The following is a 16,830-nucleotide window of genomic DNA, read 5'->3' on the forward strand; positions in this document are numbered from 1 at the left end:
GTTTTTACATAGTTGTAATTTATTCATTCTCTTGTTTTAAGAAATTTATAATAGTTAAAGATTATTTTACCTGGAGATTTTTTTTCTTGATCTTTGAATTTGCAATATTAGTTCTTTTAGATGTTTTATTGTGTACTTGCATAAATTTACACATTGTTTTACAATAATATTGATTATAAGTAAAAATAATACATATACTAAAGGGGGAACAAAAGTGAAAAACAGATTTAAAGTGTCTTTGTTAGTGTTTTTAATTGTTATTTTAGGATGTTTTACGAGTGTTTTTGCAGATACTAATAGGGATAGTGGAGTAGATGAAAATACAAAATTATTGTTACATATGGATGATAGTACATTTAAAGATGAATGTGGACATAGTGTAATTAATAATGGAGTTACTTTAGATACTGATAATAAAAAATTTGGCACCGGAAGTGCATATTTTAATGGGAGTGCTGACTTAACAGTAAGTGGAACAAGTGATGAGTTTAATATGAATGATATAGATTGCATGATTGAATTTTGGATAAAACCTTCAGCGAATATGTCAGATGATGCTCCTATTTGTACATCATCAAATTATAATTATACTAATAAAACTGGTTGGGGACTTAATCTTAAAACAAATAAGTGGATTAACTTTATTTATTATGGTGAAGGAGCACAATATTATTATCATATGTATGCAAGTACAATATTTGATGGACAGTGGCATAATATAAGAATAATAAAAAACAAAGGATCAGTAGGACTTTTGTATGACGGAAGATTAATGAGTCTTAATCCATATCAGCCATATTCAGGAACATCAACGGGAATTAATATAGGAATGTATGAAACAGCTAATTCTAATATGTTAAAGCAAGTTAATATTGATGAATTTAGATTTGAGAAAGGAAATTATGAAATAAAAGATTATACACCATTAGCTACTGGTATAACATTAAATAAAACTACAGATAATCTAATAGTAGGACAATCAGACAACCTAACAGCAACAGTAACACCAGATGATGTAAGCAATAAAGCTGTGACATGGACGTCAAGTGATACATCAGTAGCACCAGTAGATTCAAATGGAAAAGTAACTGCTCTTAAAAAAGGAAAAACAACCATAAAAGCAACTACACAAGATGGAAGTAATTTAAGTTCTTCATGCACAGTCAATGTTACAGAACCAACAACTATAAGTTTAGATAAAACGAATGATTCAATAAATGTAGGACAAACTGATAATATAGCAGCAATAGTTAATCCCTCCAATGTAGGTGTAACATGGAGTTCAAGTGATAATTCTATTGTAACAGTAGATTCTTCTGGAAAAATAACAGGAGTAAAAGAAGGTCAGACAATAATAACAGCAACTACAGCTGATGGTAAAACTGCAACATGTACGGTAAATGTAATAGCTCAACAAGTTACAAAAGTTAAATTAACGTTATATATGAATGATTCAACAACAAGAAAATTTGATTTAACGCAAGATGAGTTTAATGATTTCATGAATTGGTATACTAATATGAGTGAAGAAGTAAAAGGAACAATACCATATTATATATTCAGTATACCAGCACAAGGAAGTACTTCAGCTCAAAAACATTGTGTACCATTTGCTAAAATAGAAAGTTTTGAGTTTGAATAATAAAAATTTAAATTCCACTGTGATAAAAACAAAAAATTAATGTATAAGAATAGTAAAAACAATTTTAGTCTTTGCTATTCTTTTTTTATTTTGAAACAATTATTTTAGCCCTTTTTAGGCTAACAAACTGTGTATATGAAAAATTCGCTTATATGCAGTTTGTTTATATTTAATTTTAAAAGTGAAAGGTGGAATATTTTAAAAACAAAATTGAAAAATTAAAAAACTTTATATGCCAAGTATCATAATTATACTAATAAAGATGTAATTGGTTTTGATGTAAGTTCATCTACAATTAATTTTATAAAGGAAGCTAAAAAGGTTGCTAGTGTAAAGTTAAATCATATGGCATCTATTGAAGTTAGGAACAAAGTATATAGGAATTTAATTACATATTATCATTGGAAAGAGAAAATCAGGCAGACAGTTCAGATTTATAAAAAAGATTTTGTTAATATAGGAAAAGATATATATAAATTAAGTATAATTTCATAAGAGCGTGTGAAGAAAAGTCTGTAAATAAAAATAATAAGGCTTTCTATGGTAAAATAAAATCATAGGAGGCCTTTTATTATGGCAAGAAAAAAAGATATTTATAAGGTAAAACCAATGAATGAAGGAAAAAGAAATATTATATCAGCTCTTATAGAAGAGTATGATATTCAGTCAGCTGAGGATATTCAGGAAGCTTTAAAAGATCTATTAGGTGGAACTATTCAATCTATGCTTGAAGGTGAAATGGACGAGCATTTAGGCTATGAACCATATGAACGAGCCGAAACTACAAACTCAAGAAATGGGAAAAAACAAAAAAGAATTCGAAGCAAATATGGTGAGATGAATATAGATGTACCACAGGATAGAGAAAGTTCTTTTGAACCTAAAATAGTACAAAAACACCAGAAAGATATTTCTGGTATAGAAGAAAAAATTATTTCTATGTATGCTAAAGGATTAAGTACCAGACAAATTTCAGAACAAATTGAAGATATATATGGGTTTGAAGTTAGTGAAGGAATGGTTTCAAATATAACCAATAAACTTCTTCCTGAAATAGAAGCATGGCAACATAGACCTTTATCTACAGTATATCCAATTGTTTTCATTGATGCAGTTCATTTTTCCGTAAGGGAAAATAACGTTATACGTAAGCTTGCAGCTTACATTATTCTTGGTATAAATAATGAAGGCAGAAAAGAAGTACTTTCTATAAATATTGGAGAAAATGAAAGCAGTAAATATTGGCTTAGTGCTCTCAATGAATTAAAAAATAGAGGTGTTCAAGATATCCTTATCCTTTGTGCAGATGGTCTTACAGGGATAAAGGAATCTATATCAGTAGCTTTTCCAAATACTGAATATCAACGTTGTATAGTTCATCAAGTAAGAAATACATTAAAGTATGTTTCTGATAAAGATAAAAAAGAATTTGCAAAAGATTTAAAAACTATATATCATGCACCTTCTGAGGAAATTGCATATAAGCAATTAGAAGAAATCACTGGAAAATGGGAAAAACATTATCCTAACTCAATGAAAAGCTGGAAATCAAATTGGGATGCTATTAGCCCTATTTTTAAGTTCTCTGCTGATGTAAGAAAAGTTATTTATACTACAAATGCAATCGAAAGTCTCAACAGCACATATCGTAGATTAAATAGACAAAGAACTGTATTTCCAAGCGATACATCACTTTTAAAAGCTTTATACCTTGCTACTTTTGAAGCTACAAAAAAATGGCGTTTGCCACTAAGAAATTGGGGTAAAGTGTACGGTGAATTATCCATTATGTATGAAGGACGACTTACTGAATAAAAAGCTTAATATGCCAAAAACGCCTGTTTTTAAAGGCGTTCTTGACATACATATTTTTAGAATGTATATTTAAAACAAGATAGAAAGTAACTTTTCTGACAATCTTGTCTTTTAAAACTTACCATAGAAAGTTATTTTACAGAAAGAATTTTACACGCTCCATCAATGTTACTTCTTAGATCCGGCACTCCACAAGCTAAATATACTTTATCCACACTATCTATATTCAACATATTGTCGATAGTTCCCTTAATATATAAATTAGCGTAGCTTTGTATCCCTTCGGTATATATATTTTTACATTGCCTATTTTAATTTTTACCTCTTCACTATAACTGTGCGAAACTTTAGTCTTTGATATATCTATAGTATGAAAGGTTTGGAAGGTACTTGATTTAACTTTTTTCTCTGGCGATATAGCTACTGTGGCGTTATATTATTTTCTTTACAGAAATCTACAATTCTTTCTTTGTGGCCCGAAAATTTATCTATTATTTCAACCCAGTTCGTATCCTTATTTTTACCGTTCATAACAGGCATACCCATTTTACTTTGATACCTGTTATTTTATCCTATCGGATATCTATATTGTAGGCGTTAATTTTTTATGCTTACGTATAAATGACTGTAAATTGTAGTTTTGCACCTCTAAAGTAAACCCGTTATGAAAATATTTACGATTTTTTAAATGAATAAAGCAACCTTTTTTATATTTTAGAAATAAAAATTATTATACAATATAGAGTTCGAGATTCAATAAATAACAATTTGAAAAAACTATAGTATAATAAGATATTAAAAGCTATATAGGAATACTCTTAAGAAAAAAATATTTAGGAGGAAAAATGATGAGTTATAAAATTGGAGAAGTGTCTAAATTATTGGATATACCCGTTGAAACAATACGATATTATGAATCAAAAAATATAATTTCACCTAAAAGAGCGAAGGATAGCAATTACCGTGAATATGAGACTTGGGATATCTACTATTTATTAGAGTGTAAAAAATTTAGAAGTTACAGCCTTTCAATAGAAGAAATAACTAATATTATACATCATGAATCATTAGAATGTTTTTGTAAGAAAATTACAAAGGTACAGTATGAAATAGAAAATAAAATAAAATATTATACACTGTTACATAAAAAGAATCAAAAATATCAAGATACATTAGTTAATATTAAAAAAAGCTATATCAAAATACAATAAAAAATAGACCTGAATCATTATATTTATTAATGAATGCTAGAGAAGATAGTGAATATGGAAGAATATATGATAACGATGGACTTTTTAAAGCATGGATAAAATATTTTCCCTTTATTGATGTTGTACAAAATATTTCAAAACAAGATATTAATTTTAGAGATGAAATTAACAGGGATAATTGGTTTTTGGGTATAGAAAAAGAATATGCAGAGGCATTGGAATTACCAATTAATCAAAGTGTGATTTATAAAAAAGAACAAAAATGTATTTATACAATAGTATGTGTTGGAGATAGAGGAAGCTTATCATTAAAGATTTTAGATGGTGCTATAAAATATATAGAAGACAATGGTTATAAAATTGTAGATGATATTATAGGAAACCTATTAGCACGAGTACATGAAGATGATAAATACTATAGATATATTGAACTATGAATACCAATAGAATAAGTTAAGAATTTTTTGATAAAGTGCTTGACTCTGTAGCCACTACAGGGTTTATTATACTAATGAAAACAACAATTGACTACTAGGAGGAATAAGAAAATGAATTTAATAACTGTAGATTAAGAAAAATGTATCAATTGTGGAATTTGTGCAAATGAATGTACTAGACAGATATTAAGAATTGGGGAAACCCTGAAATATCAGCCGTATGCTCTTTATGCCAGACCAATGTTCCTTGTGAATTTAGGAACCCTACATTAGCTGCTAATAGGCAGGCGAAGTAGCGGATTTGAAACATAAATCGTAATGGCTAATTAGTGTTAATTGTCGATCTATAAGTAGTGTGGAAAGTTAATTTTTTTTGCTTATTGATGTAACAATAATGATTACAATTGCTATTAATAAAAATGGATTGAAGTCGCAAAATTAATCCATACGCATATTATTCTTTAAGAATATGCGTATGATACTTAATAAAGGGCTGTGTGTAATTACAATTGTTACAAATGTAATTAAGAGGAGGGCAAAATGAGAATAAATACAAAATTTCCAGTTGCAATACATATTTTAGCAGTTGTTGGATTAGCGCCACTATTATATAATGAAAAGCCTACTTCTGCAGCAATTGCATTAAGCGTTAACACGAATCCTGTTGTAATTAGAAGAATAAACGCTCTGCTTAAAACAGCAGGATTGATAAACGTCCGTGCGGGTATAGGTGGTGTTGAGTTGCTAAAATCACCAAAAGAAATATCATTAAGAATGATATTTGATGCTGTACAATCTGATGAAGCATCGAGTATTTTTGATCTGCATGATAAGGTTAATCCGAAATGCAAAATCGGTTCGGTCATTAATCTTGCGTTGTCCGTCCCATTGCATTCAGTTCAACTTGAAATGGAGTTAGAGTTAGAGAAATATACACTATTTGATATAATGAAGGATATTGCAACTAGGAATGATATGGAACTCTAATCGTTAATAGCTTTTGATACCAAAACTCAAGCAATTGATTTGATAATTTTTTTTGCAATTCGATGTAACAATAATTGTTACATCGAATGATGATATTAATCTTTAAAAAGTAGTGAAGGATATTTGAAAAGACTATCATGGTTTCTTATTGTCATATTTTATTACCGATAGAAATGATCTATCCCTGACATATAAAGTACTTGGTGTGTCATAAATAAGTTGGCTAAGGGTGATTAATAATTCATTAACCAAGGGATCAAAAATAAATGTGGAGCTGATTATCCGGTTTTTGTCAAGGTGAATTCAAATGCCGCTGAAGAAAATGAACAATATACGAGTGACTTGAAGAAAATGATACCTGAGTTTAAGAGATTGGGTGTCGAAGCTGTTGAATTTAGCGGGTCTAATTTCATACATATGAAATACTCGGATCACAATTATTTTGTTGAAAGCGCAATGAATATCAAAGGGAATACAGACATCCCTGTAATAGTAGTTGGCGGTATACGAAATTTCGAGGATATGGAGGCAGTGTTGGAAGCTGGTGCCGATATGATCTCTATGAGCAGACCACTTATAAGCGAACCTGATTTGATTACCAGACTAAAAAATGGTCAGGAAAAAGCAAGATGTGCAAGTTGTAATAAGTGCTTTACGGTTGGGAAAAGAGATGCATTCTTAACTAAAATAAGACGATAAGTTTATGAACAACAGATAAGGGCTAATGAAAGCGTGGTAGGCCATTACATGGAGCACTGTTGGAACCTCTAATAGCTGTAAAAAAAGCTTAGAAGATACACTCAAGGAATATACTCTTTTTGATGTAGTGGAGAAAATATAAAAATATTTGTAAAAGTACAAAAATTTTTGTAACCTAAGTGGTTACACAATTTTTTTAAAATATAGTTGTAACTAAAAAAGTTACAAAATAATAAGGAGGATTTTATAATGAAAACAATTTTTGAAAAAGCGAATGTGGGAGCAATAACCTTAAAAAATCGTATTATTCGTAGTGCAACACAGGGGGGAGCTGCTGATCAAGATGGGCACATTACCGAGAAGTTAATTTCTATCTATGAAAAGATTGCGGCAGGAGGCGCAGGCGCAGCAATTACCGGCATGATGGGGGTTGATGAAAACTCACGGGTTTTTCCACATATGGCAAAGGTGTACGATGATGATTTTGTTTCTGGATTAAGTAAGCTAGTTAATAAAGTTCATACCCAGGATTGTAAAATTATTGTACAGTTAGCACACTGTGGTGCAAAAGCAAATCCAGATAATGGAAACAAACCGCTTGCTCCATCTGATATTATGCTTTCTGAAGATAAATCAGCCAAAAGTATGACTAAAGAAGAAATACAAAGTGTTATTCATAGTTTTGCCCTAGCTGCTGAGAGGTGCAAAGAAGCAGGTGCTGACGGCGTTCAGATACATAGTGCACACGGTTATTTGCTCAGTCAGTTTCTTAGTCCGTTTTTTAATAAACGAAATGATGAATACGGAGGAGATATTTCTAATCGTGCGAAAATTGTATTTGAAGTATATGCTGCCATTAGAGAAAAGGTTGGTAATGACTACCCTATCTGGGTTAAAGTTAATGGAGAGGATTATGTAAGCGGAGGACTTAGTCTTGAAGAATGTTTATGGGTATGTTGTGAGCTAGACAAGTTAGGTATAAATGGAATTGAAATAAGCGGTGGCATAGGCATTTCTCCTGAAAGCGCTGCCACAAGGAAAATGTCAAGTTCTGATAAAGAAGGTGTGTTTGCTCAAAATGCAATGCAGGTTGCAGAGAAAGTGAATGCATCCGTAATAAGTGTCGGATGGTACCGCACACCAGATATGATCGAAGAATGGTTAAATAAAGGTAAAATACAGGCAATAAGCTTATGCCGTCCTCTTATTTGTGAACCTGAATTGCCAAATATTTGGGGCTCAGGCAACAGAAGAAAATCAAAGTGTATATCTTGTAATAAATGTTACGATTTTAAAAGTGGATTTGGGTGTAAGGTTTTTAAATAATAATAAAATAAATTATGATAAATGTCTTTTATTCACAGAGTGAATATTGGGTTGAAATTTTTAAAAATGTAGTTGTAACTAAAAAAGTTACAAAATAATAAGGAGGATTTTATAATGAAAACAATTTTTGAGAAAACGAATGTGGGAGCAATAACTTTAAAAAACCGTATAATTCGTAGTGCAACAGTGGAGGGAGCTGCTGATCAAGATGGGCACATTACCGAGAAGTTAATTTCTATCTACGAAAAGCTTGCGGAAGGAGGCGTAGGCGCAGCAATTACCAGCTTGTTTGGGGTTGATGAAAACTCGAGGCTATTTCCTAATATTGTAAAGGCGTACGATGATGATTTTGTTCCCGGATTAAGTAAGATAGTTAATAAAGCTCACGCCCATGATTGCAAGATTATTGTACAGTTAGGGCATTTTGGTGTAGAAGCAAATCCCGATAATGGAAACAAACCGCTTGCTCCATCTGATTTTATGCTTTCTGAAGATAAATCAGCCAAAAGTATGACTAAAGAAGAAATACAAAGTGTTATTCATAGTTTTGCTATAGCTGCTGAGAGGTGCAAAGAAGCAGGTGCTGATGGCGTTCAGATACAAGGCTCACACGGTAAATTGCTCAGCCAGTTTCTTAGCCCGTATTTTAATAAACGAAATGATGAATATGGAGGAGATATTTCTAATCGTGCTAAAATCGTATTTGAAGTATATGCTGCCATTAGAGAAAAGGTTGGAGAGGATTATCCTATCTGGATTAAAATTAATGGTGAGGATTATGTAGATGGAGGATTTACTCTCGAAGAATGTTTATGGGTATGTTGTGAGCTAGATAAGTTAGGCATAAATGGAATTGAAATAGGCGGTGGTATAGGCATTCCTGGTTACTCAAGGAGAATGTCAAGTTCTGACAAAGAAGGTGTGTTTGCTCAAAATGCAATACAGATTGCAGAGAAAGTGAATGCATCCGTAATAAGTGTCGGATGTCACCGTACGCCAGATATGATCGAAGAATGGTTAAATAAAGGGAAAATAGAAGCAATAAGCTTATGCCGTCCTCTTATTTGCGAACCTGAATTGCCAAGTATTTGGGAAGCAGGTAACAGAAAAAAATCAAAATGTATATCGTGTAATAAATGTTTTGATGTAGGAACTGGATTTGGGTGTAAGGTTTTTAAATAATAATAAAATAAATTATGACAGATGCCTTTTACTCACAGAGTAAATATTGAGATATAGTGGTAGTGGGAGCATCAGTGCAACCAGAGAGGGGCAAAGTAGAAACCACGCCTAATGTCCGATAATACTAGTTATGTAAAAGATGCCATTCCGTTTTTGGAATGGCATCTGCAGTTAATAAAGCATATATTCGATTTTCTCAGTACTACCAATAGGGTTAAAAGGCGAAGTAACATAATTTATATAATATACAGAAAAACAACAATTCGGAAAGGAGAATGATTATGCTTGAATTTAAATATGATACGCAATTATTAATTGAGGGAGAAAATCTTTCAGAAGATGAAATCAATAAATATATCACAAATAATATTGAAGGTGATTGCTTACTTGCAGTTGGAGATGAAGAACTGATAAAAATTCATTTTCATACTAACACACCTTGGAAACTGCTTGAGTATTGTGATTCTTTGGGTGAAATTTATGATATTGTAGTAGAGGATATGGAGCGACAGTCAAAGGGTCTGCAAGGTTAGCAAATTCTGATTTGTTACAGATATGAAGAAAATAATTTAGTGCACAATCTTCTTATCTTGTTCAACAATAACTAAATAAATGTAAAAATCGTTGTATAAATGACTGTAAATTTTAGTTTTGTACCTCTAAAGTAAACCCGTTATGAAAATATTTACGATTTTTTAAATGAATAAAGCAACCTTTTTTATATTTAGAAATAAAAATTATTATACAATATAGTATTCGAGAGTCAATAAAAGACAATTTGAAAAATTATAGTATAATAAGAGATTAAAAGCTATATAGGAATACTCTTAAGAAAAAAATATTTAGGAGGAAAAAGGATGAGTTATAAAATTGGAGAAGTGTCTAAATTATTGGATATCCCTGTTGAAACAATACGATATTATGAATCAAAAAATATAATTTCACCTAAAAGAGCAAAGGATAGCAATTACCGTGAATATGAGACTTGGGATATCTACTATTTATTAGAGTGTAAAAAATTTAGAAGTTACAGCCTTCCAATAGAAGAAATAATTAATATTATACATCATGAATCATTAGAATATTTTTGTGAGAAAATTACAAAGGTACAGCATGAAATAGAAAATAAAATAAAGTACTATACACTGTTACATAAAAAGAATCAAAAATATCAAGACACATTAGTTAATATTAAAAAAAAGCTAAATCAATATACAATAAAAAATAGATCTGAATCATTATATTTATTAATGAATGCTAGAGAAGATAGTGAATATGGAAGGATATATGATAACGATGGACTTTTTAAAGCATGGATAAAATATTTTCCCTTTATTGATGTTGCACAAAATATTTCAAAACAAGATATTAATTTTAGAGATGAAATTAACAGGGATAATTGGTTTTTGGGTATGGAGAAAGAATATGCAGATGCATTAGAATTACCAATTAATCAAAGTGTGATTTATAAAAAAGAACAAAAATGTATTTATACAATAGTATGTGTTGGAGATAGAGGAAGCTTATCATTAAAGATTTTAGATGGTGCTATAAAATATATAGAAGACAATGGTTATAAAATTGTAGATGATATTATAGGAAACCTATTAGCACGAGTACATGAAGATGATAAATACTATAGATATATTGAACTATGGATACCAATAGAATAAGTTAAGAATTTTTTGATAAAGTGCTTGATCCTGTAGCTACTATAGGGTTTATCATACTACTTAAAACAACAATTGACTACTAGGAGGAATAAGAAAATGAATTTAATAACTGTAGATCAAGAGAAATGTATCAAATGTGGAATTTGTGCAAATGAATGTCCTGGACAGATATTAAGAATTGGGGAAAATGGTCCGGAAGATATTTGTTCAGAAAAATGTATTGCCTGTGGACATTGTGTAGCTGTTTGTCCAAAAGAAGCTATTAATAATGTAAAATCACCATTAGTTAATCAAAAAAGTTCAAAAAAGTTTCCTAAATTAAGTCCTGAAGAAGCAGAAAACTTTCTTCGTTCAAGACGTGCAATTCGATCTTATAAAGAAACTCCTGTTTCAAGAGAAAAATTAATGGATCTAGCTAATGTTGCACATTTTGCTCCTAGTGGACATAATCTTCAAGGTATATCTTATACTATCATAGATGATAGGGCTATACTTGATAAAGCTGTTGAACTTACTGTTGAAGAATTCGAACATGATGAATTATTCAGTAAGATGTATAAGGACGTTATTAACCCTTATCGTAATGAAGGAATTGATGCTATCTTGCGAAAGGCACCTGCTCTTGTTCTAGCAACTGCTGATATAGATTTTCCACGTGGAAGAGAAAATTCTATTTTTTCATTAGCATATATGGAACTGTATGCCCCAACACTTGGATTAGGTTCATGTTGGGCTGGAGTATTTGAAAAGATTGCACTTAAGGATAATTCACCGATGCTTAAATTATTTAATATTCCTAAAGATAAAAAAATAACAGGTGCAGTTATTGTTGGATACCCAAAATATAATTATCCAAGATTAGTGGATAGAAATCCATTGCAAGTTAATTTTTATGAATCTAGATAATCTTATAAATTAGAATAAAAAGTTTAATAATCCACTTTGTCACTAGTTCAACTACTACTACCCTATTATATTACTGAAAACTAAGAGGAGCTGAAATATGGCTAAAGAAAGAATGCTGAAGTAAAAATTGAACAGAATATAGAATAAATCAAAGGTATTGGAAGCTACAGTTCATCTTCTAAAGGAAAAAGGTGTTAAAAGGTTACTGTACGGAATGTGTGTGCAAAAGCTGGCATTGCAGTAGGGACTTTCTATTATTATTTTGAGAATAAGGATGATCTTATGTTTTATTTCGTATGTGAAGGTTTTTTACGCTTGGGACCTTAGGTCATCTGAAAACAATATTACAAGCAGAATCATCGAGTTTTATATGACCCTATTATATAATTTGAATTATTTAAAATTGGAAATCCAGATGATGTAGAATTTAATTGAAAAAATAATTTTGAGGTGGATAAAATGAATTTAATAAGAAGACCAAGAAGGCTTAGAAAAAACGAACCTTTAAGAAAAATGATAAGGGAGACTAGAATGGATAAATCTTCTTTGATTTATCCAATATTCGTAAAAGAGGGAGCAAATATGCAGGAGGAAATTCCATCCATGGAAGGGCAGTATCGCTATAGTGTAGATAGGCTTCCATATGAATTGGAACGTTTAGCAAAGGTTGGTGTGACTAATGTTATGTTTTTTGGAATTCCAAATGAAAAAGATGAATGCGGAAGTCAGGCATATGCAGAAGATGGAATTATTCAACAGGCTTTACGTGAAGCAAAGAGGCAATTTCCAGATATGTATTATTCTACTGATGTATGCATGTGTGAATATACCTCTCATGGACATTGTGGCATATTAAAGGGGAAAGATGTAGATAACGACATAACGATAGAACTTATGGCTAAAATTGCTCTTTCTCATGCACAAGCTGGTGCAGATATGGTGGCACCATCTGATATGATGGATGGACGTGTGCTTGCCATACGCAACAAACTAGATAGTGAAGGGTTTATAGATATACCAATAATGTCTTATGGAGTAAAGTATGCCTCCGCATTCTATGGCCCATTTAGGGAAGCGGCAGACTCTACTCCAGCCTTTGGAGATAGAAAAACTTATCAAATGGATTTTCATAATAAAAAAGAAGCAATTAAAGAAGTACTTTTAGATGTAGAAGAGGGTGCAGATATAATTATAGTAAAGCCTGCTTTGGATTACTTGGATATTGTTACTGAAGTATCTAAACAAATAAATGTACCTATTGCAACTTATAGTGTAAGTGGAGAATATGCCATGGTAAAAGCAGGAGCAAAACTTGGATACATAGATGAAAATCAGATTATTTGTGAAATGGCAACGAGTGCTTATCGTGCTGGTTCAGATATATATATAACATATTTTGCAAAAGAGCTTGCTAAATTCATGGATGAAGGAAGAATTGGATAATGATAATCAACAGGTTCTGGATTGAAGATTCTATGTATCTTATCCACCTTAAACTTTTGGTATTCAAGACTATGTTAATCCTCAAAACCCCACTGCTTATGAGGAATATGTTTAGCAATAAACAAAAGTAAGTGAGAAATTACTTTCAAAAGGTATTGATTATATAAAAATAAATAAGTTATAATTGAATCCAAGACAATGACAACCTTTCGTGTTTATTTTTTTGTGCATATCTTCTTTATTATTTTGATGCAAAGAAAGGTAATTATATAATAGAGTGGTTTGTTGGCTGTGTATTTTTGATGGTAATGATATATATTTCAATATTGGGATACATAAGAACTAAAAGATCAGGTTATAAGAAAGAAATTAAAAAAGACAAAGTAATAACAATAGTGTTGATAATATTCTGGGTTTTAATAATTATGGGATGGAGTTATATAATGCTATAGTCATAACACTATAAATGTATTCTACACAAGCTACTATAAAGTATATAATTTATCATAATTAAACAGCTAGAAAACGTGCGTAGTTTTATGCCAATAAAGCTATGTGCGTTTTTTTTATAAAAGTTGTAAGTTGTATAAGGACAGTATTTAATGATGCAAGATTGGATAGCATCAAAACAAGGTGATCCTAATAACAATCCTCATGTGTATACGGAAATATTACAGAGCATATCAGTGAAAAGGAAGTAGGTGAATTAAAATAAATATAGAAGAAACGAAACGATTACTTGATGAAATGTCAATTCTTAATACGGTAAATAAAAGAAAAGAAGCTTTGAGTAAGCTTGTGCAAATAAAAGATGAAGAAATTCCATCTCTAATTAAAAATACAGATAAATCTTATTGGGGTGAAGCGGTAAAAGTAATTAGTGAGATAGGATCTCCAAGAAACTATATAGCAATACCAGAATTGATTTCTTTACTTCAGGATTTAAATTGGCCTGGAGCAGATGAGGCGTTAAAAATAATGGAATCAATGGATAAAAAAATTTTCATTCCATATATTGAAAAAGCATTAAAAGAAGCTGAGAATGAAAATGATGACGAATGGATAGCAGGAATAAAATATTTTGTTATAATGAAAGCTTTAAATGAGGATGATTTTAGTAACAATGAGGTGTACAAGATACTAGAACAAGCTGCATGGTAATGCGGGTGAGAATAAATTAAATATTGAAATTTTTAATTTACGTTAGTAAAATAGGCTGACAGGTATTAGTAATGTGATTGTTGGTAATTTTATGAAGAAATATATTATTTAAAGAGTAAAAAAGGGAAAATGTCATACACATTAATTACAATAGCATGAAGGAGGTCAAAATTAATTTAAAATTATATGATTTATGGTATCATTTGCAAAATTATATAGATATTGAGTATTTTTTTAATTGTGTGATTATAGATAAAGGGGCGACATTTAGAGAAGCAAAATATATTATAAATACTAATGAAGATTTAGATTGGGACAGTTTAAGTATTACCGAAAAAAATAAAGGAGATTTTGTTAATGATGTAGTGCCTAAACTTAAAAAACTCTTGAAAAATAGGCTTCATATAATCGACAAAAGAGGAATGGAATGGGAAACATATTAATAGAAGCTAAGGAAGTAAAAAACTTTTTTAATAAGGCAATAAAATTAGATGTAGAGTATAGAAGATATACCAAAGAAGCTTTTCAAGATTTGAAAGGGTGACAAATGTATGAATATTAAAATTGGTGTTGGAATTGAAGAAGTGTTATTTGGCATGAAACAAGAAGATGTCATAGAAATATTAGGAAAACCGGATAAAATTAATTATGAAGAAAAAGAAGAGGGAATAGTGTATTATTATAATGATAAAATGATTAAATTAAAATTTGATAAAAGTGATCATTATAAATTATATTCTATAGAAGTATGTTATCAAGAAATAATAATGTTTAATGAGAATATTTTTAATAAATTAATGTGTGAAGTCGAGGATTTATTAAAGAAGAATGGGTATTTTAAGTTTGAATATGAAGATTATGAGTTCTTTAATACATTGTTTTCAGAAGAAATATGGACAACTTTTACATTTGAATTTAATAAGTTAATGAGCATTGAATTTACTCCTTTATTTAATGAAAAAGATGAAAGAATTTGGCCAATAAATTAAGGAGAGCAATATATGACATTTGATAAATTATATAGGTTGTTGTTATTTAGAAACAAATCAATTTGAATTTTCAATTGCTACATTTAGTGAATTAATAAATGATTACACCGAGTGAGAAAGACCAGTATTGAATTTAGAAAGAGTATTTATAAAGCAACAAATGTTTTCATGGATAAATAAAATGGAACCTGAAAAAATTGAAAATATAATAGATCTTGAAAAATTATATTTAATAATTAAAGATCTAGATAGTGCATCAAAATGCATATAATAAAATGTTATTTGTGAACGTGAAATTATATATTTTTACATGAATTTTCACCAAATTTTTTGTTTGAATTTGGAGATGTAATTATAAAAAAAGTTTTAGAAAATTTGAGTAGGATAACTTTTCTTTAATTCTAAATTAGTGAATTTATATATATTATCTAAAAATAATTCCTTATCTTTAAATGATTCAAATGCTATATTAGGAATAAGTATATCTATTTGTGATTTTGTTCTAATAAAAATATAATTATTTATATCATATAGCGCATATATGGACTTCCAATTACAATTTTGTTTACTTAATTTTGTGTTTATATTTAAACAATTTTCGTTAATAGTTATCTTGGTTTCGGCAAATAAATTATTATATTTTTTAGAGTTAAGTTTTGTTAAAAATAGTTTTTTCAAGTAATAAGGTCCCAGCATTGTTCTAATTATAATATTAATTAGAATGATAACTATTAAAGTTAAAGCAGCTAGATAATTTACTTTAAGAGTAATAAACCATATAGATAAGCATATTAAATCACAAATCAAAAGCCATAATTTATAAACTTTGGTTTTAAAAAAATATTTCAAACGAAAATTAGTAAAATCTTCTTTTGAAAGTGTATAATTTATACTCATAAAAACTCTCCAATCTTAATAAATATCAATAGGAAAAAATTCTTTGACTTTTAGATTAGTTAATTTACAAATTTTGTTTAAAAAGGATTGCTTATTTAAATCAGATTTAAAAGCTCTATTAGGAATAAATATATCCATTTGTACAGTTGTTCTAATAACAATGTAAATATCTACCAAGTGTATATCGTATATTGACTCAAATGTATAATGTTTTTCATCTAATTCTGTAATTAAGGTTAAATAATTTTCATTAATGTCTAATTTAGTGAGCTTAAAATTGCTTGAATACTTTTTATAATTATATTTTTTCTGGAATATTTTTTCAAAGATATAGCTGGCGAATTTTATTTTCATTAAAAGGTTAATAGTTAACAGAGCAACTATATTAATTAATAAATTATTTAGATTTTTAGACATTAAAAAAATATAAAAAAAGATAAAATACATATTAAGTTATAAAGA

At 29.6% G+C, this 16,830-nt stretch carries 19 protein-coding genes; 17 read left to right on the forward strand and 2 right to left on the reverse strand.

Features of this window, described 5'->3' with window-relative positions; genetic code table 11:
* Positions 1-214: 214 nt before the first annotated feature.
* The 17 genes from CLFE_RS08405 to CLFE_RS08480 all read left to right on the forward strand — a co-directional run bounded on the left by CLFE_RS08405 (position 215) and on the right by CLFE_RS08480 (position 15,742).
* On the forward strand, positions 215-1,642 hold the full coding sequence (locus CLFE_RS08405; protein WP_242951730.1) for an Ig-like domain-containing protein: 1,428 nt from the start codon (positions 215-217) through the stop codon (positions 1,640-1,642).
* A gap of 609 nt (positions 1,643-2,251) precedes the next feature.
* Positions 2,252-3,457: an IS256 family transposase gene (locus CLFE_RS08410; protein WP_169851037.1), complete on the forward strand. Its 1,206-nt coding sequence runs from the start codon at positions 2,252-2,254 to the stop codon at positions 3,455-3,457.
* A gap of 848 nt (positions 3,458-4,305) precedes the next feature.
* Positions 4,306-4,668: a MerR family transcriptional regulator gene (locus CLFE_RS08415; protein WP_169850950.1), complete on the forward strand. Its 363-nt coding sequence runs from the start codon at positions 4,306-4,308 to the stop codon at positions 4,666-4,668.
* A 29-nt stretch (positions 4,669-4,697) separates the two neighbouring features.
* Positions 4,698-5,105, forward strand: coding sequence for a hypothetical protein (locus tag CLFE_RS08420; protein ID WP_077893686.1), 408 nt, complete (start codon positions 4,698-4,700; stop codon positions 5,103-5,105).
* A gap of 540 nt (positions 5,106-5,645) precedes the next feature.
* Positions 5,646-6,092, forward strand: coding sequence for an Rrf2 family transcriptional regulator (locus CLFE_RS08425; protein ID WP_077893687.1), 447 nt, complete (start codon positions 5,646-5,648; stop codon positions 6,090-6,092).
* A gap of 297 nt (positions 6,093-6,389) precedes the next feature.
* Entirely contained in the window at positions 6,390-6,791 is a 402-nt protein-coding gene (locus CLFE_RS08430) for an oxidoreductase (RefSeq protein ID WP_242951636.1), read from the forward strand.
* Between the two features lie 249 nt (positions 6,792-7,040).
* The gene (locus CLFE_RS08435) at positions 7,041-8,117 is read left to right on the forward strand and encodes an NADH:flavin oxidoreductase (protein WP_077893689.1); all 1,077 of its coding nucleotides are present in this window, start codon (positions 7,041-7,043) and stop codon (positions 8,115-8,117) included.
* Positions 8,118-8,231: 114 nt separating this feature from the next.
* Positions 8,232-9,299 (forward strand): NADH:flavin oxidoreductase, encoded by a 1,068-nt coding sequence (locus CLFE_RS08440; RefSeq protein ID WP_077893690.1) that lies wholly within the window; start codon positions 8,232-8,234, stop codon positions 9,297-9,299.
* Between the two features lie 281 nt (positions 9,300-9,580).
* Positions 9,581-9,832 (forward strand): kinase to dihydroxyacetone kinase, encoded by a 252-nt coding sequence (locus CLFE_RS08445; RefSeq protein ID WP_077893691.1) that lies wholly within the window; start codon positions 9,581-9,583, stop codon positions 9,830-9,832.
* A gap of 324 nt (positions 9,833-10,156) precedes the next feature.
* Complete coding sequence (locus tag CLFE_RS08450; protein ID WP_077893692.1) at positions 10,157-10,972, forward strand: MerR family transcriptional regulator; 816 nt, start codon at positions 10,157-10,159, stop codon at positions 10,970-10,972.
* A 96-nt stretch (positions 10,973-11,068) separates the two neighbouring features.
* Entirely contained in the window at positions 11,069-11,878 is an 810-nt protein-coding gene (locus tag CLFE_RS08455; protein WP_077893693.1) for a nitroreductase family protein, read from the forward strand.
* Between the two features lie 216 nt (positions 11,879-12,094).
* On the forward strand, positions 12,095-12,205 hold the full coding sequence (locus CLFE_RS24465) for a TetR/AcrR family transcriptional regulator (RefSeq protein ID WP_077893694.1): 111 nt from the start codon (positions 12,095-12,097) through the stop codon (positions 12,203-12,205).
* A gap of 132 nt (positions 12,206-12,337) precedes the next feature.
* Positions 12,338-13,321, forward strand: coding sequence for a porphobilinogen synthase (hemB, locus tag CLFE_RS08460; RefSeq protein WP_077893695.1), 984 nt, complete (start codon positions 12,338-12,340; stop codon positions 13,319-13,321).
* 747 nt (positions 13,322-14,068) lie between these two features.
* Positions 14,069-14,482, forward strand: coding sequence for a DUF5071 domain-containing protein (locus tag CLFE_RS08465; RefSeq protein WP_077893696.1), 414 nt, complete (start codon positions 14,069-14,071; stop codon positions 14,480-14,482).
* A gap of 155 nt (positions 14,483-14,637) precedes the next feature.
* Positions 14,638-14,925: a hypothetical protein gene (locus CLFE_RS08470; protein ID WP_077893697.1), complete on the forward strand. Its 288-nt coding sequence runs from the start codon at positions 14,638-14,640 to the stop codon at positions 14,923-14,925.
* A 108-nt stretch (positions 14,926-15,033) separates the two neighbouring features.
* A complete protein-coding gene (locus tag CLFE_RS08475) occupies positions 15,034-15,471 on the forward strand; it encodes a hypothetical protein (protein WP_077893698.1) in 438 nt (145 codons plus the stop codon).
* Positions 15,472-15,598: 127 nt separating this feature from the next.
* Entirely contained in the window at positions 15,599-15,742 is a 144-nt protein-coding gene (locus tag CLFE_RS08480) for a hypothetical protein (protein ID WP_242951637.1), read from the forward strand.
* 95 nt (positions 15,743-15,837) lie between these two features.
* On the opposite strand, the gene CLFE_RS08485 is transcribed toward CLFE_RS08480, so the two are convergent.
* Positions 15,838-16,368, reverse strand: a complete 531-nt coding sequence (locus CLFE_RS08485) for a YcxB family protein (protein WP_077893699.1) — start codon at positions 16,366-16,368, stop codon at positions 15,838-15,840.
* Positions 16,369-16,383: 15 nt separating this feature from the next.
* Positions 16,384-16,722, reverse strand: coding sequence for a hypothetical protein (locus tag CLFE_RS08490; RefSeq protein ID WP_139356171.1), 339 nt, complete (start codon positions 16,720-16,722; stop codon positions 16,384-16,386).
* Positions 16,723-16,830: the final 108 nt, after the last annotated feature.

It is taken from the genome of Clostridium felsineum DSM 794, from assembly GCF_002006355.2.
Classification (GTDB): Bacteria; Bacillota; Clostridia; order Clostridiales; family Clostridiaceae; genus Clostridium_S; species Clostridium_S felsineum.